A 23,088-nucleotide genomic window follows, 5' to 3' on the forward strand; every position below is an offset into this window, starting at 1 on the left:
TAGATACCGCGTCTATACACTCGGTATCTATTGCTCGACACCTGGCATCGCCGCGCTGCCGACCGCATCGTGAAATCCCCCCGAGCGGTGGGGCGGGCCTTCGTAGGGTGGCGGGCATGACGACTCCTGCCGAGACCCGCGCCGCCGAAGCTCCGGCTCCTGTTCCTGCTCTTGCCGCCCGCACCGCGGAGGTCGGCGGGTCCCCGGTCCGGGAGATCCTGGCGCTGACCGCCCGCCCCGAGGTGATCTCCTTCGCGGGCGGCCTGCCCGCTCCCGAGCTGTTCGACGCGGAGGGCATCCGCGCGGCCTACGATGCGGTGCTGCGGGAGTCGCCGCGGCGGGTGCTGCAGTACTCGACCACCGAGGGCGACCCGTCGCTGCGCGCGACCGTCGCGGACCGGCTCACCACCCGCGGCCTGCCCACCGGGCCGGAGGACCTGCTGATCACCGGCGGCTCGCAGCAGGGGCTCTCGCTGCTGGCCACGGCCCTGCTGGAGCCCGGCGACACCGTCCTGGTCGAGGACCCGACCTACCTGGCCGCGCTGCAGTGCTTCGCCCTGGCCGGCGCGCGCATCGTCCCGGTGCCGACGGACGCCGACGGCATCCTCCCGGACGCGTTGGACGCCCTGGTCGCGGCGGAGCGTCCCAAACTGCTGTACCTGGTGCCCAACTTCCAGAACCCGACCGGCCGGACGCTGCCACTGGCACGCAGGCGGGCGGTCGCGGAGGTGGCGTCACGGCGCGGCCTCTGGATCGTCGAGGACGACCCGTACGGCGAACTGCGCTTCGCCGGCGAACCGGTGCAGTGGATCTCCGGCTGCGCCGGTGCCGAGGACCGCACGGTGCTGCTGAGCAGCTTCTCCAAGGTGATGGCCCCCGGACTGCGGCTCGGCTGGCTGCGCGGCCCGGCCGCGCTCCGGCGCGCCTGCGTGATCGCCAAGCAGGCCGCCGACCTGCACACCTCCACGGTCGACCAGGCCGCTGCGGCCCGCTACCTCGCCGACCGCGACCTGGACGCCCACCTCGCCACCGTCCGCGACGCCTACCGCGAGCGCCGTGACGCCCTGCTCGCCGGACTGGCGGACGCACTCCCGCCCGGCAGCAGCTGGAACCGCCCCGACGGCGGCATGTTCCTCTGGGCCAGCCTCCCCGCCGGCCATGACGCGACCGCGCTGCTCCGGCGGGCGATCGCCCACAACGTGGCCTACGTCCCCGGCGCCCCCTTCTTCGCCGGCCGGCCCGACCCGGCGACGCTGCGGCTGTCGTTCACCACGCACACACCCGTGGAGATCGCGGACGGGTTGCTGCGGCTGGGGAAGGCCCTCGGCTGACGGGGGAGGGGGTGGGGGTGAGGGTGGGGGTGGAGGAGGCGAGACGCCGCCGCCCCCACCCCACGGCCCGAACCTGTCCCCGAAATCGGGACAACAACCCGGTCCGGCGTTCGGCTACTTCGCGGTGCGGGCGAGCACCACGCGGTCGATCTCGGCGCCGAAGCCGTCGATCGCACGGACCGTCAGCTTGGAGGTGCGGCCCCGGGTGGCCGGGGCGCTGTCGATGGCCAGCAGGCAGTAGCCGGTGTAGCGGACCCGGGACCAGGCCACCGACTCGGCGGTCTTGGCCTGGCCCGGCGAGTTCACGAAGGAGGCGATGGGGGAGACGTCGTCCACCGCGCCGTCGTAGCTGTCCTTGGCCGGGAAGGAGTACAGGCTGTTGCCGGCCCCGCCCGCCACCACGTAGGTGGTGCCCTGGGTGGCCGGGGTGACCGTGGCGCCGCTGGGGGCCGCCGTGGTCACGCTGCCGCCCGTGAGCGGGTCGGTGCGCTCGTAGACGTGGTTGTGGCCGTTGATCACCAGGTCGACGCCGTAGGCGTCGAACAGCGGGACCCAGTACTGGCGGACGCCGCCCTCGGACGCGTGCGAGGAGCAGGTGCTGTAGGCGCAGTGGTGGAACTGGACCACGATGAAGTCGATGTCGGAGCGCTTGCGCAGCGCGGCCAGCTCCTGCTTCAGCCAGGCGGTCTGCTTGCCGCCGCTGTAGCCGTTGTTCGCCGGGATCTCGTAGGAGACGTCGTTGGCGTCCAGCGTGATGACAGCGACGTTGCCGTAGCTGAAGGAGTAGTAGGTCTGCTGCTGCCCGGCGAAGTCGAAGCGGGCCGCCAGACCGCCGTTGCCGTCCGGCGAGTACCAGGGCTCCATCTCGTGGTTGCCCGCGGCGACCTGCCACGGCACCGTCGCGGCCACCGCCTCGACCTGCTGGAAGAAGGAGTCCCAGACCTTGGGGTCGTAGGAGTCAGTGATCAGGCCGTGGCCGGTGCCCTCGGCGTAGGAGACGTCGCCGGCGTGCAGGTGGAACGCCGGGTGCTGACCCGCGATCAGATGCGTGGTGGCCACCGCGTCGTAGCTGATGCCCTGGTCGCCGAAGGCGGTGAAGCTGAAGGCGCCGCGCTTGCTCGGGGCGGTGGTGAAGGAGTTCACCACGGCGAGGTTGGCGCGCGGGTCCCAGCCGTCGTGGCCGACCGTGTAGTAGTAGGTCTCGCCCGGGCGCAGCCCGTCGAGCTCCGCGCGCAGGTAGTACTGCTCGATGGTGGTGGGGGAGACCAGGGCCACCGAGTCGATCGGGCTGGTGTCGCTCGCCAGAGTGGACAGCACCCGCACATCGGCGTGGAGCTTCTGGCCGAGGTCCTGCGGGGAGCGTCCGATCCGGACGAAGGGGTTGCGGACCGCGGCCCGAGCCTGCCAGGCGAGCGACATCTGCCGGGTCGGGTCGGCGCCGTAGGAGATGTGCCGCCCGAACGGGACCACGGTGGAGCCGTTCGGACGGTCGGCAGTGGGCAGCAGCGACGCTGCGGACCGCACCGGGGCGGCCGAGGCCGTGCCGGTCAGGCCAGCCGCGCCCACGATCGCGGTGCCGGCGCCGACCAGGCCGCCGCGCAGCATCGACCGCCGCGAGGTCGCTCGACGGAACCACTCGTGCTGCTCGGCCATGCTCAGCTGGGCGGCCTGTTCGGGAGTCATGCCCTGTTTCGTCATGATGCGGAGGCTAGGAGGGCCCCATGGCATCAAGGGAAACACCGTCTGAATCACCAGCCACCCGGTCCCGTGAGTTCACCTCCGGGGCCGGCACGGCAGCCCTGAGCACTGCCGCCCCGAGCACTGCCGCCCGAGCACCGCCGCTCAGGCGAGCCCGGCCATCTGCTCCGCGTAGAGCCGGGCGGAGGTGTCGCTGCCGGTGAGGCGGGCGAGCCGGGCCCGGGCCATGCCCCGGCGGTAGGCGGCCGACGGAGAGGTGTCCCCGGCCGCGTGGGTCGTCTCCAACAGCCAGTCGCAGAACTCCTGGCAGGCCCAGACGCGGGGCAGGCAGTCCCGGGAGTAGTCGCGCAGCCCGGACTCGTCACCGTCACGGGTGAAGCCGCGCAGCGCCCGGGCCAGCACGTCGGCGTCGTGCAGGGCCAGGTTCATGCCCTTGCCGCCCAGCGGGGAGATGATGTGGGCGGCGTCGCCGACCAGGAACAGCCGGCCGTGGCTCATCGGGTCGTGCACCACACCGCGATGGGCGAACACCTCCGACTCGGTGACGGCGGCGGCCCGCAGCCCGGGGTCGCCCAGCCGGACCCGCAGCTGCTCCCAGATCCGCTCGTCCGGCCAGTCCTGCTCGGTATCGCCGGGTGCGCACTGCAGGTAGAAGCGGCTCGCGGCGGGGCCGCGGGCGAACTGGGCGGCGAAGCCGCGGTCGCTCACCGCCATCAGCGGGTGCCGGTACGGGGGCGCGTCGGCGAGCACGGTCAGCCAGCTTGCGCCGCCGTAGTCGTGGCCGAGGACCCGGACGGCGCCGGCCGGGACGGCGGCCCGTCCGGCGCCGTGGAACCCGTCGCAGCCGGCCACGAAGTCGCAGTCGATCTCGTGCTCCAGGCCCTCGGCGTCCCGGTAGCGGACGGTGGGCCGCTCGCCGGTGAGACCGTGCAGCGTCACCTCGGCCGCGCCGAAGCGCAGATCGACGCCGTCCTCCAGCAGCAGCTCGATCAGATTGCGCACCAGCACCTGTTGCGGGCACATGATGCCGCCGATGGCGTCGTCGCCGAGCTGGTGCGGGACCCCGTCCACCCGCAGCTCCAGCCGGCCGCCGACCGGCGCGTCGCCGAGCAGCCGGTCGGCCAGGCCCCAGCCGTCCAGCATCCGGGCGGCCTGGTACTCGACGATGCCGGCCCGCTGCCGCTTCTCGATGTGCTCGCGGTTGCGCACCTCCAGCACCACGCAGGGCACCTCGCAGCGCCGCAGCAGAGCGGCCAGGGTAAGTCCGGCCGGCCCCCCGCCGACGATCACCACGGCCGTCCGCTCCCGCACCATGTCCCCACCCCGTCCTTCCCCCGGCCCTCCCCGGCCCCCACGGCCACGGTCGCCGCCAACTCTGCGGCCCGGCCACCGACCCCGGCAAGGGGGCGATGACCGGGCCGAAGGGCGCTCCCGGGAACTGGCGGACCGTCAGCCCAGGTTCCAGGACTGGTTGCTGCCGCCGTTGGCCACCCACTGGTCGACGACCGCGCCGGACTTGGTGGACTGGCCGCTGACGTCGATGTTCCAGCCGCTCTTGAGGTTGACCAGTACGTAGGTGGCGTCGGAGGTACTGGTCCAGCTGCCCGTCGACTCCAGCGCCCACTGCTGGTTGGTCCCGCCGTTGCAGGTCCAGATGTCCAGTTGGACCCCCTGGACCAGCGAACTGCCCGGTACCTCCAGGCACTTGCCGGAGCCGGTGCCGGTCAGCGTGTAGACGTTGCCGGAGACCTGGGCCAGGGCCCACTTCTGGTTGCTGCCGCCGGTGGCGCTCCACTGGATGACGGCGGCGCCGTTGGCCGTGGAGGCGCCGCTGACGTCCAGCAGCAGGCCGCTGTTGCCGGCGGCCAGGGTGTGTGTGGCGGCCGTCGGGTCGGAGGTCCCGGACCAGGTGCCGGTGGTGAGGTCCAGGGTCCAGCTGTTCTGCCAGCCCACCGAGACGGTGGTGCCGCTGAGCGTCAGCGGCAGCCAGACCATGGGGGAGGCGCCCAGGTCGGCGGTGGTCCAGCGGTCGCCGGCGTAGATGTAGGTGGTCCCGGAGGAGCCCTGGACCGGGATGATGTTGGCGGTCTGGGTGCTGTAGGTCTTGGAGCCCACCGGGGCGAAGGTGCGGAACGCGGACCAAGTGCCGGTCAGCGAGGTGGCGGTGGCGTAGACGTTGTCGTTGGCACCCCAGCCGCTGAGGTGCGAGCCCAGCAGGTAGTAGGTGCCGTCGGCCTTCACCAGGGCCGGTGCCTCGTAGTCGGCGAAGACCTGGACCGAGCTGACCACAGTGAGGTAGTCGCTGGAGAGCTTGTCGATGCGCAGGCCGTTGGCGCGGTCCTCGCTGAGCAGGTAGCCGGTGCCGTCGGTGTCCTGGAACAGTCCGATGTCGCGGCTCTGGAAGCCCAGCGGCTGGAAGCTGTCCAGGTAGGTGTACCCGCCGCAGGGGGTGCTGCTGGTGGCCACGCCGACCTTGGCCTCGCTGTAACTGGCGTTGTCGATGTGCAGGTACATCACGTACAGCCCGGTGCTGCTGTTGTAGATGACCTTGGGCCGCTCCACCACCCGGTTCGGCCCCAGGTCGCCGCTGGCCTGCTCGGTCAGTGCGGCGCCCTGGTAGGTCCAGTGCGAGAGGTCGGTGGAGCTGTAGCAGTTGATGGACTGGAAGGGCGTGGCGGTCGAGTTCTCGCCCGACTTGTTCTCGCCGAAGCCGTACCAGGTGGAGCCGACCTTGATGATGCCCAGGCCGTGCATCTGCAGGGCGTTGCCGGAGGTGTCGGTCCAGGCGCTGCCGGGGGTGAAGGTGCTGCTGGTGTCCGCGAAGGCGGCCTGCGCCGGCAGGACCAGCGCGGCGAGGCCGCCGACGACGGCGGCGACGAGGGCGGTGACGAGGGTGGTGACGAGGGTGCACAGGAGGGCGCGGTAGCGGCGCCGGGTGGGGCTCAGGACGTTCCTGAACATGACGGTCCCTCCGATGGTGTGCCGGGTGGGGTGGTTGGGCCTTGGCGCTACTCCTCGATGGGGCCGAGGTCGGGGACCTCGCGCAGGTCGACGGTGCGTCCGGTGGAGCCGTGGAGTTCGAGCAGGACGATCTCGTTGGCTCCCGGCCGCAGTACCGGGGCGGGCACGTAGAGCGACCGCTGCGGGCCGCGGGACCAGTAGCGGCCCAGGTTGAAGCCGTTGATCCAGGCGTTGCCCTTGGTCCAGCCGTCCAGGTGCAGATGGCTGTCGGCGGGCTCGTCGACCTGGAAGGTGCCGCGGTGCAGCACCGGGCCGGGGGCGGCGGAGTCGGTGCGGGCGAAGGCGATGGGGCCGAGGTCCTCCAGCGGCAGCGGCAGACTTGACCAGTCGTCAACTGCCCTGCCATTGAGGGTGACCGGGCCGATCAGGCCCTTGCGGTCGTGCAGCGCGGCCCCGTAGTTGACCCGTCCCTGGTTCTCCACCAGCACCCGCAGCTCGGCCCCGCCGGCCGGCACCGTGAAGGTGAGGGTGTGCTCGTGGTTCTCCCGCTCCAGGACGCCGACCGGCTGCCCGTCCAGGAAGACCTGGGCGCGGTCGCGGACGGCGCCGACGGCGAGCCTGGTCGGGCCGGGGGTGTCCAGCCGGGTGGTGTAGAGGACGAAGCCGAAGTTCTGGCCGAGCTCCTCCATGGTCAGCGGGCGGTCCCCGGACACCGGGCTGCCGAGCCCGGCCAGGTTGTCGAACAGCGGTGCCTGCTCCGGAAGTTCGATGCCGGGGAGGGCGAACTTGGGGGCGCGGGCCGGGACCGGCTCGGCCGGCTCGGCGGCGTAGCGGGCGATGACCGAGCGGAAGGCCCGGTACTTGGGGGTGGCGTCGCCGGCCTCGTCCAGCGGCGCGTCGTAGTCGTAGGAGGTGACCGTGGCGCGGTAGTTGCCCTTGTCGTTGGCGCCGTTGCTGAAGCCGAAGTTGGTGCCGCCGTGGAACATGTAGAAGTTCACCGAGGCGCCCGCCGCGAGCAGCTCGTCCAGGGCCCGGGCGGCGTCGTCGGGGTCGCGGACCACGTGCTTGCCGCCCCAGCGGTCGAACCAGCCGTTCCAGAACTCGGTGCACATCAGCGGTCCGGTCGGCTGCTGGGCGCGCAGCGCCTCCAGCCCGCGGGCCACCCCGGAGCCGAAGTTGACGGTCCGCAGCACCCCGTCCAGGCCGCCCCTGGCCAGGTCGCCGGGCTGGTCGGAGGTGAACAGCGGGACGTCGACGCCCCGCTTGACCAGCGACTGCGCCAGCCGGGTCAGATAGGCGGCGTCCTCGCCGAAGGCGCCGTACTCGTTCTCCAGCTGCACGGCCAGGACCGGGCCGCCGCGGCTGGCCAGGTACGGCAGGACGACGGGCAGCAGCCGGTCCAAGTAGTCGTCGACCGCGGCCAGGAAGCCGGGGTGGGTGGTGCGCAGCTCCATGGTGGGGTCGGCCAGCAGCCAGGAGGGCAGCCCGCCGCCCTCCCACTCGCCGCAGATGTAGGGCCCGGGGCGGAACAGCACGTGCAGGCCCTCGGCCGCGGCCAGCTCCAGGAAGCGCGGCAGGTCGAGGATGCCGTCCAGGTCGAACACGTCCGGTCGCGGGGCGTGCAGGTTCCACGGGACATAGGTGTCGACGGTGTTGAGGCCCATCAGCCGGGCCTTGTGCAGCCGGTCGGCCCACTGCTCGGGGTGGACCCGGAAGTAGTGCAGGCCGCCGGAGATGATGCGGAACGGCTGCCCGTCCAGGTGGAATCCGTCGTCGGTGATGTCGAGTATGGCCACGGTTGTCTGGCTCCGCTGTCGGTACGGGGTCCGGCCGCCCGGGGTCGGGCGGCCGGAGTCGGGCAAGGGTGCTGCGGCGCTCAGCCGTTGGCGACGGTGAAGCCCTGCTGGGTGCCGTACTGGGAGATGGCGGTCTGCCAGCTGCCCAGCGCGGTGGACAGGTCACTGCCGTTGGTGATGGCCTGGCCGACGCTGTCCTTGAAGACCGAGTTGGCGTAGACCTGGTAGGGCAGGTACTGCCAGCCCGCGGTGACCGCCTTGGAGGAGGCCGCGAAGACCTGGTTGGCCTTCTGCCCGTTGAAGAAGGGGAAGGTCTGGTCCAGGAAGGCGGAGCTGTCGAGCAGGCCGGTGGTGGCCGGGAACAGCCCGATGCTGTTGAGCGAGGTGGCGCCCTCGGTGCTGGAGTTGAGCCAGGCGGCGAAGGCCGCGGCGGCGGCCTTGTGGGTGCTGGTGGAGACCACCGCGTCGGAGGAGCCGCCGTTCTCGGCCGAGGCGTTGGCGCCCGCGGTCCACTGCGGCACCGGTGCGGCGGCCCACTTGCCCTTGGTCGCGGCGATGGTGGTCTCCAGCGAGCCCGGGGCCCAGGCGCCGGCGATCCACATGGCGTACTTGCCGCTGCCCATGCTCTTCCACCAGTCGGTGGTCCAGCCGGGGGTCGGGTCGACCAGCTTCCTGGAGAGCAGCGAGGTCCACAGCGTGGCGAACTTGGCGGAGCCGCTGTCCTTGAGGTTGACGGTGACCGAGGTGGATCCGGTGGTCTGGTAGGGCTTGCCGCCGGCCTGCCAGATCAGGCTGTCGACACCGCCGGCGTCACCGGGGTCGATCGAGGTGATGTAGTGGGTCGGGTCGGCGGCGTGGATCTTGGCCGCGTCCGCCGCGAACTCGTCCCAGGTGGTGGGGGCGGTCAGGCCGAGGCTCTTGAAGATGTCGGTGCGGTAGAACATCGTCAGCGGGCCGGTGTCCTGCGGGTAGCCGTAGATGCCGCCCTGCAGCGCGACCTGGTTCCAGGCCGACGGGGTGTAGCTGGACTTCAGCGAGGCGGCGCCGTACGCGGTGAGGTCGACGACCTGCTTGGACAGCGCGAACTGCGGCAGTGCGAAGTACTCGATCTGGGCGACGTCCGGGGCCCCGCTGCCGGCCTTGATCGCGGTCTGCAGCTTGGTGTACTCGGCGGCGGACTGGCCCGCGTTGACCACGTTGACCTTGATGTTGGGGTACTTCTTCTCGAAGGCGTCCACGGTCGTCTGGATGCTCGGCACCCAGGTCCAGAAGGTCAGCGTGGTCGGGGTGGTCAGGGCGTCGGCGGCGGAGGACTTGGCCGCGGCCGGGTTGGCGGCCCCGTTGCCGGAGGAGCTGCTGCTGCAGGCCGCGGTCAGCGAGAGGGTCAGCGCGGCGGACAGCGCCAGCACGGTGCGGGTGGCCGTGCGGGTCGAGGGCCGGAGGGATCTGCGCGAGGTGTCCATCGGGGGAGTCGTCTCCTGTCGGTGCGAGCGAGGGTTGTTGATGGTGCGTCGGTAACTGGCGGTGCGTCAGGGCGTGGTGGTGCGTCTGGGCGTGCGGAACCACACCGGCGGCCGCCCGTGCGGGCGCGGGCCGGAGCGGGACGAGGGGCGGCCGGGGCGCTGCCGCGGGCGGGCTACTGCTTGACGCTGCCGGCGGCGAGTCCCGACTGCCAGTAGCGCTGGAGCAGCAGGAAGGCGACCACCAGGGGGACGATCGCCAGCAGGCTGCCGGTGATCACCATCGGGTAGAGGTCCAGAGTGGCGCCGGTCTGCGGCCCGGTGGTCTGGGTGTTCCACTGGCTCAGGCCCACCGTCAGCGGGAACCACTTGGGGTTGTTGAGCACGATCAGCGGCAGGAAGTAGTTGTTCCAGGTCGCCACGAGGGTGAACAGCAGCACCGTCACGAAACCGGGGGCCAGCAGCCGCAGCGAGATGGTGAAGAAGGTGCGCAGCTCGCTCGCCCCGTCGATCCGGGCGGCCTCCAGCAGCGAGTCGGGGACCGCCTCCAGCGCGTAGACCCGCATCAGGTAGAGCCCGAACGGGCTGGCCAGCGCCGGGATGATGACGGCCCACGGGGTGTTGACGATGCCGATCTTGCTGTACAGCAGGTACGTCGGCACCGCGAGCGCGGTCGCCGGGACCGTGATGGCGCCGATCACCGCGCCGAACACCGCCCGCTTCCCCCGGAACTCGTACTTGGCCAGCCCGTAGCCGCCCAGCGCGGCCAGCGCGGCCGCGCCGCCGGCCCCCACCACGGCGTACAGCACGGTGTTGCCGAGCCAGCGCACGTAGATGCCGTTGTCGTAGGTCAGCACCTCGTGGACGTTGTGGAAGAACGAGAAACCGTGCCCGAACCACAGGCCGAAGCTGTCGAACAGCGACTGGCTGTTCTTGGTGCTGCTCATCAGCAGCCACAGCAGCGGCACCAGGGTGTAGGCCAGCATCAGTCCCATGGCGACGGTCAGCGAGGTGCTGGCCCGGCTGCGGGGCCGGTCCGGACGGGGGCGGGGCCGACGGGAGGGGGTCGCGCGGGGGCGCTCGGGGGAGCGGTCGGGGGCAGTCGTCGCGGTGCTCACAACGCGCGCTCCTGTCGGTTGGTCCACAGCTGGACGGCGTAGGCGACCACGGCGGTGATCCCGCCCAGGACCACCGCGATGGCGGCGGAGTAGTTGAACTCCTGGCCGTTGAAGGCGAGGTTGAAGGCGTACATGTTGGGTGTGTAGTTGGTGGAGATCACGCCCGGGGCCAGCGCCTGGATCACATTGGGCTCGTTGAACAGCTGGAAGCTGCCGATGATCGAGAAGATGGTGCAGAGCAGCAGCGCCTGCCGCAGCGCGGGGATCTTCAGGCTGACCGCCTTGCGGATCTCGCCGGCCCCGTCCACCTCCGCCGCCTCGTAGAGCTCGTAGGGGACCGAGCGTAGCGCCGCGTAGAGGATCAGCATGTTGTAGCCGGTGTACTCCCAGGTGGTGATGTTGCCGATGGAGGCCAGCATCCAGGAGTGCGAGAGCAGGTCAGGCAGCGGCAGGCCGAGATGGGTGCCGATCTGGTGGACCAGGCCGAACCGCGGTCCGTAGAGGTAGCCCCACATCAGCGCGGCCACCACGCCGGGCACGGCGTAGGGGATGAAGATGCCGATCCGGAACAGGGCGGCCCAGCGCAGCCGGCCGCTGTCCAGTGCCAGCGCGGCCAGCAGGGCCAGCCCCAGCATGATCGGGACCTGGACCGCGAGGAACAGCGCCACCCTGATCAGCCCGGCGTGCAGCAGCGTGTCCGACAGGGCCCGGCGGTAGTTGTCCAGCCCCACGAACATGTTGCCGCCGACCAGCCCCTGCCGGAACAGGCTGAGGTAGGCCGCGTACGCCAGTGGCGCGGCGATCGCGAAGGCGAAGGCCAGCAGGAACGGGCTCACGAAGAGCATCCCGTACTTGCCGGGGCGTGGTGCCCTTCGGCGGCGGAGCCGGGGGTGGAGGGTTTCGCTGGTCACAGCTCGGTCCATTTCGCCGATGTTTACGCAAACACGGTCCGTGTGTCGATGAGTGTGTGTCAGCTGCATCCAGGGCGTCAAGGCTCGTTGCGGAAAAATTTCCAACAGGAGTCCAGCTGCGAAAAGGCGCGGAAGAACCATGCGAATACGGACCAATCGTCAGCTCTGGTGCCTGCGTCAGGGCATGGGATCGGCATTGCTCGCGGCGCTCGGCCCTGGCTACGATGTTGGCGTAAACATCACGAGAGGTGGGACGTGTGACCGAGACCTTCAAGCCGCCCTCCCAGGCGGACGTCGCGGCGTTGGCCGGGGTTTCGAGCCAGACCGTGTCCCGGGTCGCCAACGAGCGCAGCAACGTGGACGAGGAGACCCGGCAGCGGGTCCTGTCCGCGATGCAGGTGCTGGGATACCGGCCCAACAGCGCCGCGCGCGCTCTGGTGACCGGCCGGTTCCGGATGCTCGGCGTGATCAGTTTCAGTCTCAGCGCCCATGGCAACAGCCGTACCCTGCAGGCGATTTCGGAGGCCGCGCAGACCGCTGGCTACTCGGTGAACCTGGTCGGCCCGGAGTCGCAGACCGGGGGCGCGATGCGCAAGGCCTTCTCCAAGCTCACCGGGCAGGGCGTGGACGGCATCATCATGATCGAGGCGCAGATCCTGGACCACCCCGACCTGCGCCTGCCCAGTGGCGTCCCGGTGGTGGTCGCCGACGGCGACCCGGACCAGCTTCACCCCTCGGTGGACAACAACCAGGCCGTCGGCGCCGAGGCGGCCACCGCGCACCTGCTCGGTCTCGGCCACCGCACCGTGTGGCACCTGGCCGGACCGCAGGACTCCTACTCGGCCCGCCGCCGCGCGGCCGCCTGGTTCAGTACCCTCAAGCGCGCCGGGGCGCCGGTCCCGGCCGTGCTCTACGGCGACTGGTCGGCCGGCTCCGGTTATGCGATCGGCCGCAGGCTGGCCGAGGACAAGGACGTCACCGCGGTCTTCGTGGCCAACGACCACATGGCGCTGGGGCTGATCAAGGCGCTGCGCGAGGCCGGCCGGGAGGTCCCCCGCGACGTCAGCGTGATCGGCTACGACGACATCCCGGAGTCGGGCTTCTTCCATCCGCCGCTGACCACCGTGCACCAGGACTTCGAGGAGGTCGGACGGCTGTGCGTGTCCCTGCTGCTGGACCAGCTCGCCCACGGCCACCGGCCCGGGGGCGAGGAGCGCAGTATGGTGACTCCGCAGCTGGTGGTGCGTGAGAGTACCGCACCGCCGCCCCGCTGACCTGCGGTGGAGTGTGGGTGTTGTGTGGGTCTTGGGGCGAATTGACGGGAACTTGACAATATGAGTTGATCAACTAGGGTAATCGGATTCGCGCCCTCCGGACCGCGAGGGCGACCGACCCCGGAGATCCCATGTCCGTCAAGGCTCTGTCTGTCAAGGCTCTGCCCGTCAAGGCTCTGCCCGCACTGGCTCTGACTGCTCATCACAGACACGCGTCCTTCGGCTGCCCACTGTTTCCCAGCGGTCACAGTCGTCACCAGGAGATCCGTTGAGGCTCTCCGGACTGCGCTCCACCCTCCAGGACCGACGGACCCCGGTTCCGCCCTCGGCACCGTCCACGGTTCCGTCCTCGGCACCGTCCTCGATTCCGAGGCAGGCCCGGGTCCCCGCTCCCGGCCGCCCCTCCGCCGCCCCCGCGGCCTCCGCGTCGGATCCGCTGACGCCTGAACAGATCGCCCTGCTGCGAGCCAGCGTGGTTGCGGTGAGCCCGCAGGCCGGCGAGCTGACCGTGTACTTCTACGCCATCCTGTTCGCCCGCTACCCGGCCGTACGCGAGCTCTTCCCGGTGGACCTGGACGTGCAGCGCGACCGCCTGCTGCGCGGACTGCTGCGGATCGTCGACCTGGTGGACGACCCCGACAACCTGGTCCGCTTCTGCACCCATCTGGGCCGGGACCACCGCAAGTTCGGCGCCCTGAGCGGGCACTACCCCGCAGTCGGCGAATGCCTGCTGGCCTCGCTGGAGCGGTACGCCGGACCGGCCTGGACCCCCGAGCTGGCCCAGATCTGGACCACGGCCTACGGGCTGGTCGCCCAGGTGATGTCCAAGGCCGCCGAGGACGACTCACTGTTGGGCCCGGCCGTCTGGTACGCGGAGATCACCCGGCACGTCCACCGCGGCCACGGCATCGCCGAGATCACCGTGCAGCCGGAGACCCCGTACCCCTATCTGGCCGGCCAGTACGCCAGCATGGAGACGCCCTGGGCGCCGAGGGCCTGGCGCTACTACTCGCCGGCCCACGCGCCGCGCCCGGACGGGTCGTTGACCTTCCATGTGCGGGCCGTCCACGGCGGCCAGGTCAGTCCGGCCCTGGTGGAGCAGGCCGCAGCCGGCGACATGGTCAGGCTCGGTCCGGCGCAGGGAGGGATGACCCTGGACCCCGACAGCGGGCGTCCGCTGGTCTGCGTGGCGGGCGGGACCGGGCTGGCGCCCATCCGGGCCCTGGTGGAACACGCGGCGCGCACCGGCTCGGAGCGGCAGACCAATGTCTTCGTCGGCGCCAGGACCGCGATGCAGCTCTACGGGCTGGACGACATGCTGCGGATGTCGCAGCGGCACCACTGGCTCTCGGTGCGGGCCGCCGTCTCCGACGAGCGGATCGCGGGCCTGGAGGGCACCCTGCCCCAGGTACTGGCCGAGTTCGGGCCCTGGTACCGGCACGAGGCGTACCTCTCCGGGCCGGTCGACATGGTCACCCAGGCCGCCTACACCCTGCTGCGCCAGGGCGTCCCGCAGCAGCGGATCCACCACGACCCCTTCGACGTCCCCGCGCTGGAAGCCGCCCTGCTGCCCAGACGCATGGCAGCGCACCTCGCCGCCGGCTGATCCGACCCCACCCCGCCGTCCGGACGCCGCCTCGCCGCAGCCGTCCGCGGCGGTGCTCCCCGCCGGCCCCCGAGCAGGAGAAACACCCTTGTCGTTCCCCCGCCCCCGCACCGCCCTGTCCCGATCTGCGCTGTCCCGAACCGCGCTGTCCCGCACGGCACTGGCCCGTACCCCCCTCATCCGTACCGCCACCGCTCCGGCCGGCCGGGCGGCCGTCCGCACCGCCGAGCAGGACACCCTGCTGCGGGAGGCCGCCGCCTTCGTCCGCCAGTTCGCGCAGGAGAACCCGGACAGCGCCCGGCCCGAGCAGCGCTTCGCGGAGATCGCGGCGGACGTCGCGGCGTACGGCAGCTACGAGCACACGCCCGAGGAACTGGCTTTCGGAGCGCGGGTCGCCTGGCGCAACGCGGACCGCTGCATCGGCCGGCTGTACTGGAACAACCTGACGGTGCGGGACCTGCGCCACCTGGAGCATCCCGACGACATCGCCCAGCACTGCTTCGAGCATCTGCGCACCGCCACCAACGGCGGCCGGATACGCCCGGTCATCACCGTCTTCGCCCCCGACCGGCCCGGCCGCCCCGCGCCCCGGCTGCTCGGCGAGCAGTTGGTGCGCTACGCGGACGACCCGCGCAGCGCCTCCCGCGCCCGACTCGCCGCCGACCTGGGCTGGAAGGGCGGCCGGGAGCGGTTCGAGGTGCTGCCGCTGCTGGTCCAGGCCGCCCCGGAGCAGGCCCCGCAGTTCTACGAGGTGCCCGAGGACGCCGTGCTGGAAGTACCGCTGACGCACCCTCACCACCCTGGCTTCGCCGCGCTGGGCCTGCGCTGGTACGCGGTGCCGGCGGTGTCCGACATGACCCTGGAGATCGGCGGGATCAGCTACCCGGCGGCACCGTTCAACGGCTGGTACATGGGCACCGAGATCGGCTCCCGCAACCTCGGCGACACCGAGCGCTACAACCTGCTCCCGGCGGTGGCGGACCTGTTCGGGCTCGACACCGGCAGCGAGCGCACCCTGTGGCGGGACCGGGCCCTGGTGGAGCTGAACCTGGCGGTGCTGCACTCCTTCGAGCGGACCGGGGTGACCATCGCCGACCACCACACCGAGTCGACCCGCTTCCTCACCCATGTCGAACGCGAACACGCCCGGGGCCGCGGCTGCCCGGTCGACTGGAGCTGGATCGTGCCGCCGCTGTCGGGATCGGCGACGGCCGTCTTCCACCGCTACTACGACGCCCCGGACGAGAACCTGCGACCGGCCTTCGTGCACCGGCGGAGCGTCTGGCCGGCACCTGTCGGCTGAGGAACGGGCCGATGAGTGACGGGCTGGTGAGTGACGGGACTTGAACCCGCCGCACGCCTGTGCCCCGGAGCCGGACCTCACTCCGGAGCACAGGCGTGCAGCTGAGCACCGGTCAGTTGACCGGAGCGTCCCAGTCGATGCGGTGGTCGAAGACCCAGGCCATCTTCTCCGGCTTGGCCAGTTTGTCGAAGATCCGCATCATCAGGGCGAAGACCACGCGTCCCACCGGCCCGGCGGCCTTGGCGCTGTTCTTGTGGGTGGTCTCCTTGATCACCCGCTCGACCCGGGGCCGGCGCAGCCTCTCGTAGGCGGCGAAGGCCTCCTGGTAGGGAAGGTCGCGCAGGCAGCGGGCCAGCTCCACGGCGCTCTCGATGGACAGTGAGGCGCCCTGCCCCGAGCTGGACGAGGGTGCGTGCGCCGAGTCGCCGACCAGCACCATCCGGCCCCGGCTCCACACCGGCACCCGCGGCGGCATGTTCTCCATGGACCCGACCACGATCAGGTCCTCCGGGGCGGTCCGGTCGATCAGCTCCCGCGCCGGGGTGCGGTCGTCGGCGAACTTCGAGCTCAGCAGCTTCAGCCACTCCTCGGACGGGGTCTTCTTCGCCTCGGCCGCCGACATCGGGGTCGGGTGCGGCAGGTTGACGAACCAGATGCCCGAGGCGTCGTCGAGCACCTGGTAGCCCAGGAAGGCCTGCTTGCCGAAGCTCATGTTCATCTTGGACCGGGTGGACGGGGTGGTGGTCCCGGTCACCTGGGCGCCGAAGCTGATCAACCCGCCGTAGGAGGGGCCGGGGGCGTCCGGGTCGATCAGGGTGCGGACGGTGGAGCGGATGCCGTCCGCGCCTATCAGGATGTCCGCGGTGGCCTGCGAACCGTCGGCGAAGTGCGCGGTGATGCCGTCGGCCGTCTCCACCGCGTCGACCAGGCGCTTTCCGTGCTCGATCCGGATGCCGCGGCGCTCGGTCTCGGTGTACAGCGCGCCGTAGAGGTCGGTGCGCCAGACCAGCTGCATGGGTGCGACCCCGGGTGGATTGCCGAACTCGGCGAGCCGTCGGCCGGCCCAGTCCTGCATGACGATGCCGGTCATCGGGACGCCGAACGGGCGGATCACGTCGCCGAGGCCGATGGCGTCCAGGGCGTCCTGGCCGTTGGGGGCGATGGTCATACCGCCGCCCTTGCCCTCGGCGGTGTCAGCGTAGGCCTCGTACACGGTGGCCTCGATGCCGGCCTGCTGCAGCGCCATGGCCGAGATCGGGCCTGCGATGCCTCCACCGATGACCAGGGCGGTGCGGATACGGGGGGTCATGGGATTCCTGCCTTTCGTCGGTGCGGTGGGAGCAGCGGGTGCGCCCTTGGCGATGGATTGATAGTTGCACTGAGACTAGTCTCAAGTCAACTAGTTCTAGGGTGGGTAGTCGCGGGTAGCATGGCCCCATGGACACACCCGTGCGCAGTTCGCCGCTGGCCCTCACCGTGCTGTCGCTGCTGAGCTATCAGCCGCTGCACCCTTACGGGGTCCAGCGGCTGATCAAGCAGTGGGGCAAGGACCAGGTCGTCAACGTCGGCCAGCGGGCCGGGCTCTACCGCACCATCGAGCGGCTGCTCGGCGCCGGACTGATCGCGGTCCGCGAGACCGGCCGGGACCAGCAGTACCCCGAGCGCACCGTCTACGAGGTCACCGAGGAGGGCCGGGCGACCGCCCGGGCCTGGTTGATCGAGATGCTGCGCAGCCCCAAGCAGGAGTTCCCGGAGTTCCCCGCCGCGCTGTCGCAGCTGCTGCTGCTGGACCCGGCGGAGATGCTGGCGGCCCTGGAGGGGCGCCGCGAGGTGCTCGCGGCCTCGGTGGCGGGCCTGGACCGCGCCGCGGTCGAGGAGGCCGCGCGCGGTCTGCCCCGGATCACCATGCTGGAGAGCGAGTACCTGCGGGCCGTCACAGCGGCCGAGCTGAACTGGCTGGACGGCGTGGTCGAGGACCTCCGCGCGGGTCGGCTGGTCTGGTCGACGGAGCAACTGCTGGCCCTGGCGGGCGATGCGGAGCAGGAACCGGAGTAGCGGAGCAGGAGCAGGAGCGGGAGCAGGACCGGGAGCGGGAGCAGGAGTGGGAGTAGGACCGGCGAAGGCGATGACGGTGATGCCCAACGACGAACGCGCGCACTACTGGACCCACCCGGCGCTGCCCGAGGTCGACCTGCTCGACGCCAGGTACGTCCGGCACACCTTCGGGAAGCACACCCATGCGACCTATGTGATCGCCGCGATCACCTCCGGGGTCGAGCTGTTCCACTGCCGGGGCAGCCTGGAGCGCGCGGCCGCCGGCAGCCTGGCCCTGGTCGACCCGGACACCCTGCACACCGGGCACGCGGGGGAGCCCGGCGGCTGGAGCTACCAGGTGATCTACCCGAGCGTGGCGACGATGGCCGCGGTCGCCGCCGACCTGGGCGCCGACCGCGGGACGTTGAGCTTCGCCGGCGCCGTCGCGGTCGACCCGGAGCTGACGCAGCTGGTCCAGCAGGTGCACCTGGCCGCCGAGCAGAACCAGGTCCTGGCCGCCAGCACGCTGCTGCGGCTGGCGCTCGCCCGGGTGGTCCGCGGCCATGCCCGGGGCCGCAGCCCGGACCGGCAGCCGGCCGCCGAAGGGCTGCGGGCCGCCCGCAGCGCCCGCGACCTGCTGGTGGTCCAGCTGGCCGACCCGCCCACCCTGGACGAGCTCGCCGCCGCGGTCGGCGCCCGCCCCTTCCCGCTGCTGCGGGCCTTCCGCAGCGTGTACGGGCTGCCGCCGCACGCCTGGCTGACCCAGCAGCGGGTCAGCACCGCCCGCCGACTGCTGGACGCCGGGACCGCCCCCGCCGACGCCGCCGTCACCGTCGGCTTCGTCGACCAGGCGCACCTGACCCGCCACTTCCGCCGGATCGTCGGGGTGCCGCCCGGGGCCTACCAGCGGGCGCGCAGGAACGTACAAGCCCTGGGGCGGTGACCGGGGGCACCATGTCCGCATGATCGCCTCCCAACGCAACGGACCACCAGCCGCAGCGAACGCCCCCGCCCCGCCGAGGCCGCTGGACGGCGACCCGGCGGCCGGCCACCCGGCCCGGGCGGTACCGGACCGCGCGGTGGTGCGGGACGCCCTGGGCGTCGGCCTGGCCGTCGGAGCGTCCGGGCTGGCCTTCGGCGTCGCCGGTGCCGCAGCGCATCTGACGGTCTGGCAGACCTGCGTGCTCAGCCTGCTGGTCTTCACCGGCGCCTCGCAGTTCGCCCTGACCGCGGCGCTGGCGGCCGGTGCCGCCCCGTTCGCCGCCATCGCCGGCGCGCTCTTCCTCGGCGTCCGCAACTCGCTGTACGGGCTGCGCCTCGGCCCCCGGCTGGAACTGCCCAGGCTGCTGCGCCCGCTCGCCGCCCACGCCGTGATCGACGAGACCACCGCGGTCGCCATGGTCCAGCCGGACCGGCGCTCCACCCGGATCGGCTTCGCCGTCACCGCCGTCAGCCTCTACCTGACCTGGAACCTGACCACCCTGGCCGGGGCGCTCGGCGCGGGCGCGCTCGGCGATCCGACCCGCCTGGGACTGGACGCCGCCGGACCGGCGGTCTTCCTGGCCCTGCTCGGCCCACGGCTGCGGGAGGCCGGGGAACAGCGCTCGGTGGCACTGCTGGGCGCGGTCCTGGCACTGGCCGCCACCCCCCTGCTGCCGGCCGGGATACCCGTGCTGCTCGCGGTCGTCGCGGTACCCGTCGTCGGGCTACTGCGCCGTAAGCGTCCGCTGGAGGAGTCATGAACGTCTGGACCGCCGTGCTGGTCACGGCCGCAGGCTGCTACCTGCTCAAGCTGATCGGCCTGTCCGTCCCGGCCGGGCTGCTGGACCGCCCTGCGGTGCGCCGCTTCGCCGCTCTCGCCCCGGTCGCCCTGCTCGCCGCCCTCACCGCACTGCAGACCTTCGGCCACGGCGCCCACGGCCTGGTCCTGGACGCCCGTGCGCTCGGCCTGGCCGCGGCCGGATTCGCGCTGTGGCGGCGGGCGCCGTTCCTGGTGGTGGTACTGGTGGCAGTGGTCGTCACCGCGCTGGTACGGCTGGTCGCCGGTTGAGCCTGCGTCAGGAGCTGGAGCTGTCAACTGGTGGTCAGGGGCCGGTCCGCAGCCGGATCCCCGCCTGCTCCTCCAGCAGGGCCACCGCCAGCAGCTCGCCGTCGGCCGGGCCGTAGCGGTCCAGGGCGTCCTGGTGCAGTCGGCGGACCGTCTCGGTGATCGTGTGGGGCGTGCCCAGGTCGCGGGCCAGCGAGGTGACGACGGCGAGCTGCTCGTGGATGTGGTCCAGGCCGAACGAGGCGAGGTAGTCGCCGGCGAAGAGCGAGGGCAGGTCGCGGCGGATGAACTCGCTGCTCGCGGCCGACTCGGCCAGGGTGTGGTGCAGCGCGGCGAGGTCGACACCGGCGCTGCGGCCGATCAGCAGGGCCTCGGCCGTGGCTGCGGCCTGGCCGAACCACAACAGGTTGACCAGCAGTTTGACGGTGTATCCGGTGCCGGGGCCGCCGAGGTGGGTGATCCGCTGCGGGTCGGCGACCACCTCCAGCAGGGGGCGGTGCCGGGCGAGCAGGTCGGCGTCGCCGCCGACGAACAGCCGCAGCGTGCCGGCCCGTGCGTCCTCGGGGCCGCCGCCGATCGGGGCTTCGAGCACGCCGATGCCCCGGGTCAGCGCGCGTTCGCGGACCGGTGCGGCCGCGGCGGGGGAGTTGCTGCTCATGTCGATCCAGGTCGGATCGGGGGCGGCCGCGAGCGCGTCCAGGACGGCGTCGTCCAGCGCCGCCCCGACCTCGGCCGGGCCGGGGAGAACGGTGATCAGCACATCCGCGCCGTCCGCCACCTCGCGACCGGAGTGGCACCAGGCGGCGCCGCAGTCGTACGCGGCCGCGGCGCGATCGGGCCGGGCGTCGTGGACGGCCACCTGGTGGCCGGCGGCGACGAGGTTGGCACAGATGGGGGTCCCCATCCGGCCCATACCGATGAGACCGATCTTCAGCACAGCCGGATCGTAGCCTGCCGCTGCCCGCCCCTGGGCCTCAGTCCGCCAGCCCGACCCTGACCGCCAGCAGTGCCGCCTGCACCCTGCTCTCCGTGCCGGTCTTCGCCAGGACCTCGCTGACCAGGGTCTTCACCGCGTCGGGGCCCAGTCCCAGGCGCAGGCTGAGCTCCAGATTGGGCATGCCCTGGCCCAGCATGGACAGCACCTGGCGCTCCTGCTCGGAGAGGGCGGCGACCTGCTGCTCCGGCGCCGGCTCGGCGTCTTCGGCGGCGGCGGTGGTGCCCCCGGCGCCGGGCCGGCTGCCGTCCAGCATCCGGCGCACCACCATGCCGGTCACCCCCGGCGAGAGCACCGCGTCGCCCTCGGCCGCCGCCCGCACCGCGCTGATCAGCTGCTGCGGTCCGTCGTCCTTGAGCAGGAAGCCACCGGCCCCGGCCTGCAGCGCCCGGGTGACATTGGCCTCGTCACCGAAGGTGGTGAGCATGACCACGGCCGGGTGCGGGTCCAGCCGCAGCAACTGCTCGATGGCGGCCAGCCCGTCCAGCACCGGCATCCGGATGTCCACCAGCGCCACGTCCACCGGCGTGCGCGCGGCCAGCTCCACCGCTTCGGCCCCGTTCGACGCCTCGGCGACGACCTCGATGCCCTCGGCATGACGCAGGATCAGCCGCACCCCCGCTCGGACGGTCTCCTCGTCGTCGGCCAGCAGGACGCGGATCGGGGTGGTGGCGGCGCTGCTCTCGGTCATCGGTGCTCCCCGGGCGGGCCGCTCGGCTCGGCTCAGGAGGCCAGCGGCGTGGTGAAATTGGCAATATCGGTCAATTTGTCATCATTGAAACAGTAGCGAGTGATCATCAGCCGGTGCCGACCGTCCGTGGCGGAGGTGTACGGGAAGATGCACTCGGTTGCCCCGGAGGGACGCGAGGGCTCACGTCCGTCCGCCGCCGACCGCACCGCGGGACTGTCCGAGCCGACCAGCTGCTGCAGCTGACTCGGTGTCATACCTAGGTGCACCACGCTGTTCGGCGGCTCGCCCTCGAACGGGCGGGCCTGCTGCAGCAGGCTCAGGCCGACCAGCAGCACCGCGCCCAGCCCGGCGAGGCCCAGCACCGCGGCGACGGCACCGGCCAATCGGCTGCGCACCACCTCGTCGGTGCTGGGCGGCTCGACCGCATCGGGGGAGAGCGGTGGCTCCCAGGCCGGGGCCGCCCCCTCGGCACCGTGGCCGGCCTCGCCGCCGACGTCGCCGCCGGCCTCGGCGCCAGCCTCGCCGCCTGGGCCGGCGTCCGGGTCGGTGGGCAGCACCGCGCGGACCAGGAAGCCGCCGTCCGGCTCGGGTCCCACGGTCAGTTCGCCGCCCAGCAGGGTGACCCGCTCGCGCAGTCCGGCCAGCCCGCGGCCGGTGCCCAGCCCGGTGGTCGCGGCCGGTGGACGCGGTGGCGCGCCGTTGTGAACCTCGGCGGAGACCCGGCCGGTTTCGTGATGCACCGTCACGGTGAGCGCCGCGCCGGAGGCATAGCGGTGCACATTGGTCAGCCCCTCCCGGACCACCCGGTTCACCGCCCGGCGCACCCGTGGCTGGGAGGCCGTCAGATCGTCGCCCTGCCAGGAGAACGCGACCCGGATCCCGGCCGCACGGGACTCGTCGACCAGCGCCAGTACGTCCGCTCTGGTGCCGGTTGCCTCGGTGAGCGCATCGGTGCCGGTGTCCCGCCCCAGCGGGCCGAGCACCCCCAGCACCTGGCGCAGCTCGTCCATCGCGTCCCGCCCGGCCAGGCGTACCTGGGCGGCCTCGTCGACGAGGTCAGGGGCCTGCTCGGCCAGGGCCATCTCCAGTCCGCCCGCGTGCAGGGCGATCAGGCTGAGCCGGTGGCCGACCAGATCGTGCATCTCGGCGGCGATCCGGGACCGCTCCTCGGTCCGCGACTCGCTCTCCACCAGCCGCTTGGCCCGCTCGGCCGCCGCGGTGCGCTCGCGCAGCGCGCGGACCAGCCGGTCCTGCTGGCCGGCGGCGGTGCCGACCAGTCCCGGGACGACCACGCCCACGACGGCCAGCACCGCGCCCAGCTCCACCGCGTACTGCCAGCGGGCGCCCTGCCACAGCACCAGCCGCACCACGCTGACCAGCACCGGCAGCACGGCCGAGGCCAGCAGCACCAGATCCCGCCGGCGCGGGGCGCCGACCCGCCGGGTCGTGCTGTAGCTGACCACCGCACACAGCATGGCCAGCGACGGCATCACCCCCAGCAGCGCGGCCAGCGCAGCCATCGCCACCTGAGGGAAACGGTGCCGGGCAATGAGCAGCGCCAGCGCGAGCAACCCGAGCAGCACCAGCTGCCACGAGCGCAGCAGCCCGGAGTACCCGGCCGAGGCCAGCACCCAGTAGGTGACCAGCAGCACCACCCCGCCGACCAGCGCCTCGACCAGCACCAACGCCGCCGAGGTCGGCCCCCGCTGCGCCCCCGCGCCCCCGCCCCCCAACGGCACCTGGGGATCAGCGGGCAGCACCGGAGCGAGGGACATGGCGCCGATTGTCCCCTCGACGAGGACAAGTTCCCCGGACTCCACGACGCAGTACACCCAGGTGGCGGCTACACCCGGGGGATTGGGCC

General features: G+C 72.1%; 19 protein-coding genes. 8 read left to right on the forward strand and 11 right to left on the reverse strand.

Annotated elements, in window-relative coordinates:
• Positions 1-116: 116 nt before the first annotated feature.
• On the forward strand, positions 117-1,331 hold the full coding sequence (locus tag ABUW04_RS18210; protein ID WP_380565746.1) for an aminotransferase-like domain-containing protein: 1,215 nt from the start codon (positions 117-119) through the stop codon (positions 1,329-1,331).
• 114 nt (positions 1,332-1,445) lie between these two features.
• Here ABUW04_RS18210 and ABUW04_RS18215 read toward each other — a convergent pair whose 3' ends face one another.
• The 7 genes from ABUW04_RS18215 to ABUW04_RS18245 form a co-directional block, all read right to left on the reverse strand.
• Positions 1,446-3,029: a purple acid phosphatase family protein gene (locus tag ABUW04_RS18215; RefSeq protein WP_380565747.1), complete on the reverse strand. Its 1,584-nt coding sequence runs from the start codon at positions 3,027-3,029 to the stop codon at positions 1,446-1,448.
• A gap of 144 nt (positions 3,030-3,173) precedes the next feature.
• Positions 3,174-4,343 carry a 4-hydroxybenzoate 3-monooxygenase gene (locus ABUW04_RS18220; RefSeq protein WP_380565748.1) on the reverse strand — a complete coding sequence of 390 codons (1,170 nt, stop codon included), beginning with the start codon at positions 4,341-4,343 and terminating at the stop codon, positions 3,174-3,176.
• A gap of 135 nt (positions 4,344-4,478) precedes the next feature.
• Positions 4,479-5,990 carry an RICIN domain-containing protein gene (locus ABUW04_RS18225; RefSeq protein ID WP_380565749.1) on the reverse strand — a complete coding sequence of 504 codons (1,512 nt, stop codon included), beginning with the start codon at positions 5,988-5,990 and terminating at the stop codon, positions 4,479-4,481.
• Positions 5,991-6,037: 47 nt separating this feature from the next.
• A complete protein-coding gene (locus tag ABUW04_RS18230; protein WP_380565750.1) occupies positions 6,038-7,786 on the reverse strand; it encodes a glycoside hydrolase family 35 protein in 1,749 nt (582 codons plus the stop codon).
• Between the two features lie 80 nt (positions 7,787-7,866).
• Complete coding sequence (locus ABUW04_RS18235) at positions 7,867-9,249, reverse strand: extracellular solute-binding protein (protein WP_380565751.1); 1,383 nt, start codon at positions 9,247-9,249, stop codon at positions 7,867-7,869.
• Between the two features lie 173 nt (positions 9,250-9,422).
• Entirely contained in the window at positions 9,423-10,364 is a 942-nt protein-coding gene (locus ABUW04_RS18240; protein ID WP_380565752.1) for a carbohydrate ABC transporter permease, read from the reverse strand.
• A complete protein-coding gene (locus ABUW04_RS18245; protein ID WP_380565753.1) occupies positions 10,361-11,287 on the reverse strand; it encodes a carbohydrate ABC transporter permease in 927 nt (308 codons plus the stop codon). The genes ABUW04_RS18240 and ABUW04_RS18245 overlap by 4 nt, the downstream gene beginning before the upstream one ends.
• Positions 11,288-11,532: 245 nt before the next feature.
• Between ABUW04_RS18245 and ABUW04_RS18250 the strand changes: the two genes are divergently transcribed.
• From ABUW04_RS18250 to ABUW04_RS18260, 3 genes are all read left to right on the forward strand, one after another.
• Complete coding sequence (locus ABUW04_RS18250; protein WP_030256849.1) at positions 11,533-12,549, forward strand: LacI family DNA-binding transcriptional regulator; 1,017 nt, start codon at positions 11,533-11,535, stop codon at positions 12,547-12,549.
• A 268-nt stretch (positions 12,550-12,817) separates the two neighbouring features.
• A complete protein-coding gene (locus ABUW04_RS18255; RefSeq protein WP_380565754.1) occupies positions 12,818-14,155 on the forward strand; it encodes a globin domain-containing protein in 1,338 nt (445 codons plus the stop codon).
• 88 nt (positions 14,156-14,243) lie between these two features.
• Entirely contained in the window at positions 14,244-15,458 is a 1,215-nt protein-coding gene (locus ABUW04_RS18260) for a nitric oxide synthase oxygenase (RefSeq protein WP_380521603.1), read from the forward strand.
• Positions 15,459-15,570: 112 nt separating this feature from the next.
• Here ABUW04_RS18260 and ABUW04_RS18265 read toward each other — a convergent pair whose 3' ends face one another.
• Positions 15,571-16,767: an FAD-dependent oxidoreductase gene (locus tag ABUW04_RS18265; RefSeq protein WP_380565755.1), complete on the reverse strand. Its 1,197-nt coding sequence runs from the start codon at positions 16,765-16,767 to the stop codon at positions 15,571-15,573.
• Positions 16,768-16,895: 128 nt separating this feature from the next.
• Here ABUW04_RS18265 and ABUW04_RS18270 point away from each other — a divergent pair, with 128 nt between their 5' ends.
• Genes ABUW04_RS18270 through ABUW04_RS18285 form a run of 4 tightly spaced genes read left to right on the forward strand, consistent with a single transcriptional unit; the run spans position 16,896 to position 19,542 of the window.
• Entirely contained in the window at positions 16,896-17,513 is a 618-nt protein-coding gene (locus tag ABUW04_RS18270) for a PadR family transcriptional regulator (protein ID WP_380565756.1), read from the forward strand.
• Positions 17,514-17,559: 46 nt separating this feature from the next.
• Positions 17,560-18,435 (forward strand): AraC family transcriptional regulator, encoded by an 876-nt coding sequence (locus ABUW04_RS18275; protein WP_380565757.1) that lies wholly within the window; start codon positions 17,560-17,562, stop codon positions 18,433-18,435.
• A gap of 19 nt (positions 18,436-18,454) precedes the next feature.
• Entirely contained in the window at positions 18,455-19,234 is a 780-nt protein-coding gene (locus ABUW04_RS18280; RefSeq protein WP_380565758.1) for an AzlC family ABC transporter permease, read from the forward strand.
• On the forward strand, positions 19,231-19,542 hold the full coding sequence (locus tag ABUW04_RS18285) for an AzlD domain-containing protein (RefSeq protein WP_030256829.1): 312 nt from the start codon (positions 19,231-19,233) through the stop codon (positions 19,540-19,542). Before ABUW04_RS18280 ends, ABUW04_RS18285 begins: the two co-directional genes overlap by 4 nt.
• Positions 19,543-19,576: 34 nt before the next feature.
• On the opposite strand, the gene ABUW04_RS18290 is transcribed toward ABUW04_RS18285, so the two are convergent.
• Genes ABUW04_RS18290 through ABUW04_RS18300 form a run of 3 tightly spaced genes read right to left on the reverse strand, consistent with a single transcriptional unit; the run spans position 19,577 to position 22,999 of the window.
• Positions 19,577-20,476: an NAD(P)-dependent oxidoreductase gene (locus tag ABUW04_RS18290; RefSeq protein WP_380565759.1), complete on the reverse strand. Its 900-nt coding sequence runs from the start codon at positions 20,474-20,476 to the stop codon at positions 19,577-19,579.
• A gap of 37 nt (positions 20,477-20,513) precedes the next feature.
• Entirely contained in the window at positions 20,514-21,224 is a 711-nt protein-coding gene (locus tag ABUW04_RS18295; RefSeq protein WP_030256821.1) for a response regulator transcription factor, read from the reverse strand.
• Positions 21,225-21,256: 32 nt separating this feature from the next.
• A complete protein-coding gene (locus ABUW04_RS18300) occupies positions 21,257-22,999 on the reverse strand; it encodes a sensor histidine kinase (protein WP_380565760.1) in 1,743 nt (580 codons plus the stop codon).
• Positions 23,000-23,088: the final 89 nt, after the last annotated feature.

This window comes from Streptacidiphilus jeojiensis, assembly GCF_042510965.1.
GTDB lineage: Bacteria > Actinomycetota > Actinomycetes > Streptomycetales > Streptomycetaceae > Streptacidiphilus > Streptacidiphilus jeojiensis.

Bases quoted from the DNA above. Each gene is read 5' to 3' on its own strand.
- ABUW04_RS18295 (WP_030256821.1), bottom strand. From the start codon at position 21,224: ATGACCGAGAGCAGCGCCGCCACCACCCCGATCCGCGTCCTGCTGGCC.
- ABUW04_RS18270 (WP_380565756.1), top strand. From the start codon at position 16,896: ATGGACACACCCGTGCGCAGTTCGCCGCTGGCCCTCACCGTGCTGTCG.
- ABUW04_RS18210 (WP_380565746.1), top strand. From the start codon at position 117: ATGACGACTCCTGCCGAGACCCGCGCCGCCGAAGCTCCGGCTCCTGTT.
- ABUW04_RS18225 (WP_380565749.1), bottom strand. From the start codon at position 5,990: ATGTTCAGGAACGTCCTGAGCCCCACCCGGCGCCGCTACCGCGCCCTC.
- ABUW04_RS18235 (WP_380565751.1), bottom strand. From the start codon at position 9,249: ATGGACACCTCGCGCAGATCCCTCCGGCCCTCGACCCGCACGGCCACC.
- ABUW04_RS18215 (WP_380565747.1), bottom strand. From the start codon at position 3,029: ATGACGAAACAGGGCATGACTCCCGAACAGGCCGCCCAGCTGAGCATG.
- ABUW04_RS18300 (WP_380565760.1), bottom strand. From the start codon at position 22,999: ATGTCCCTCGCTCCGGTGCTGCCCGCTGATCCCCAGGTGCCGTTGGGG.
- ABUW04_RS18245 (WP_380565753.1), bottom strand. From the start codon at position 11,287: ATGGACCGAGCTGTGACCAGCGAAACCCTCCACCCCCGGCTCCGCCGC.
- ABUW04_RS18265 (WP_380565755.1), bottom strand. From the start codon at position 16,767: ATGACCCCCCGTATCCGCACCGCCCTGGTCATCGGTGGAGGCATCGCA.
- ABUW04_RS18285 (WP_030256829.1), top strand. From the start codon at position 19,231: ATGAACGTCTGGACCGCCGTGCTGGTCACGGCCGCAGGCTGCTACCTG.
- ABUW04_RS18220 (WP_380565748.1), bottom strand. From the start codon at position 4,343: ATGGTGCGGGAGCGGACGGCCGTGGTGATCGTCGGCGGGGGGCCGGCC.
- ABUW04_RS18280 (WP_380565758.1), top strand. From the start codon at position 18,455: ATGATCGCCTCCCAACGCAACGGACCACCAGCCGCAGCGAACGCCCCC.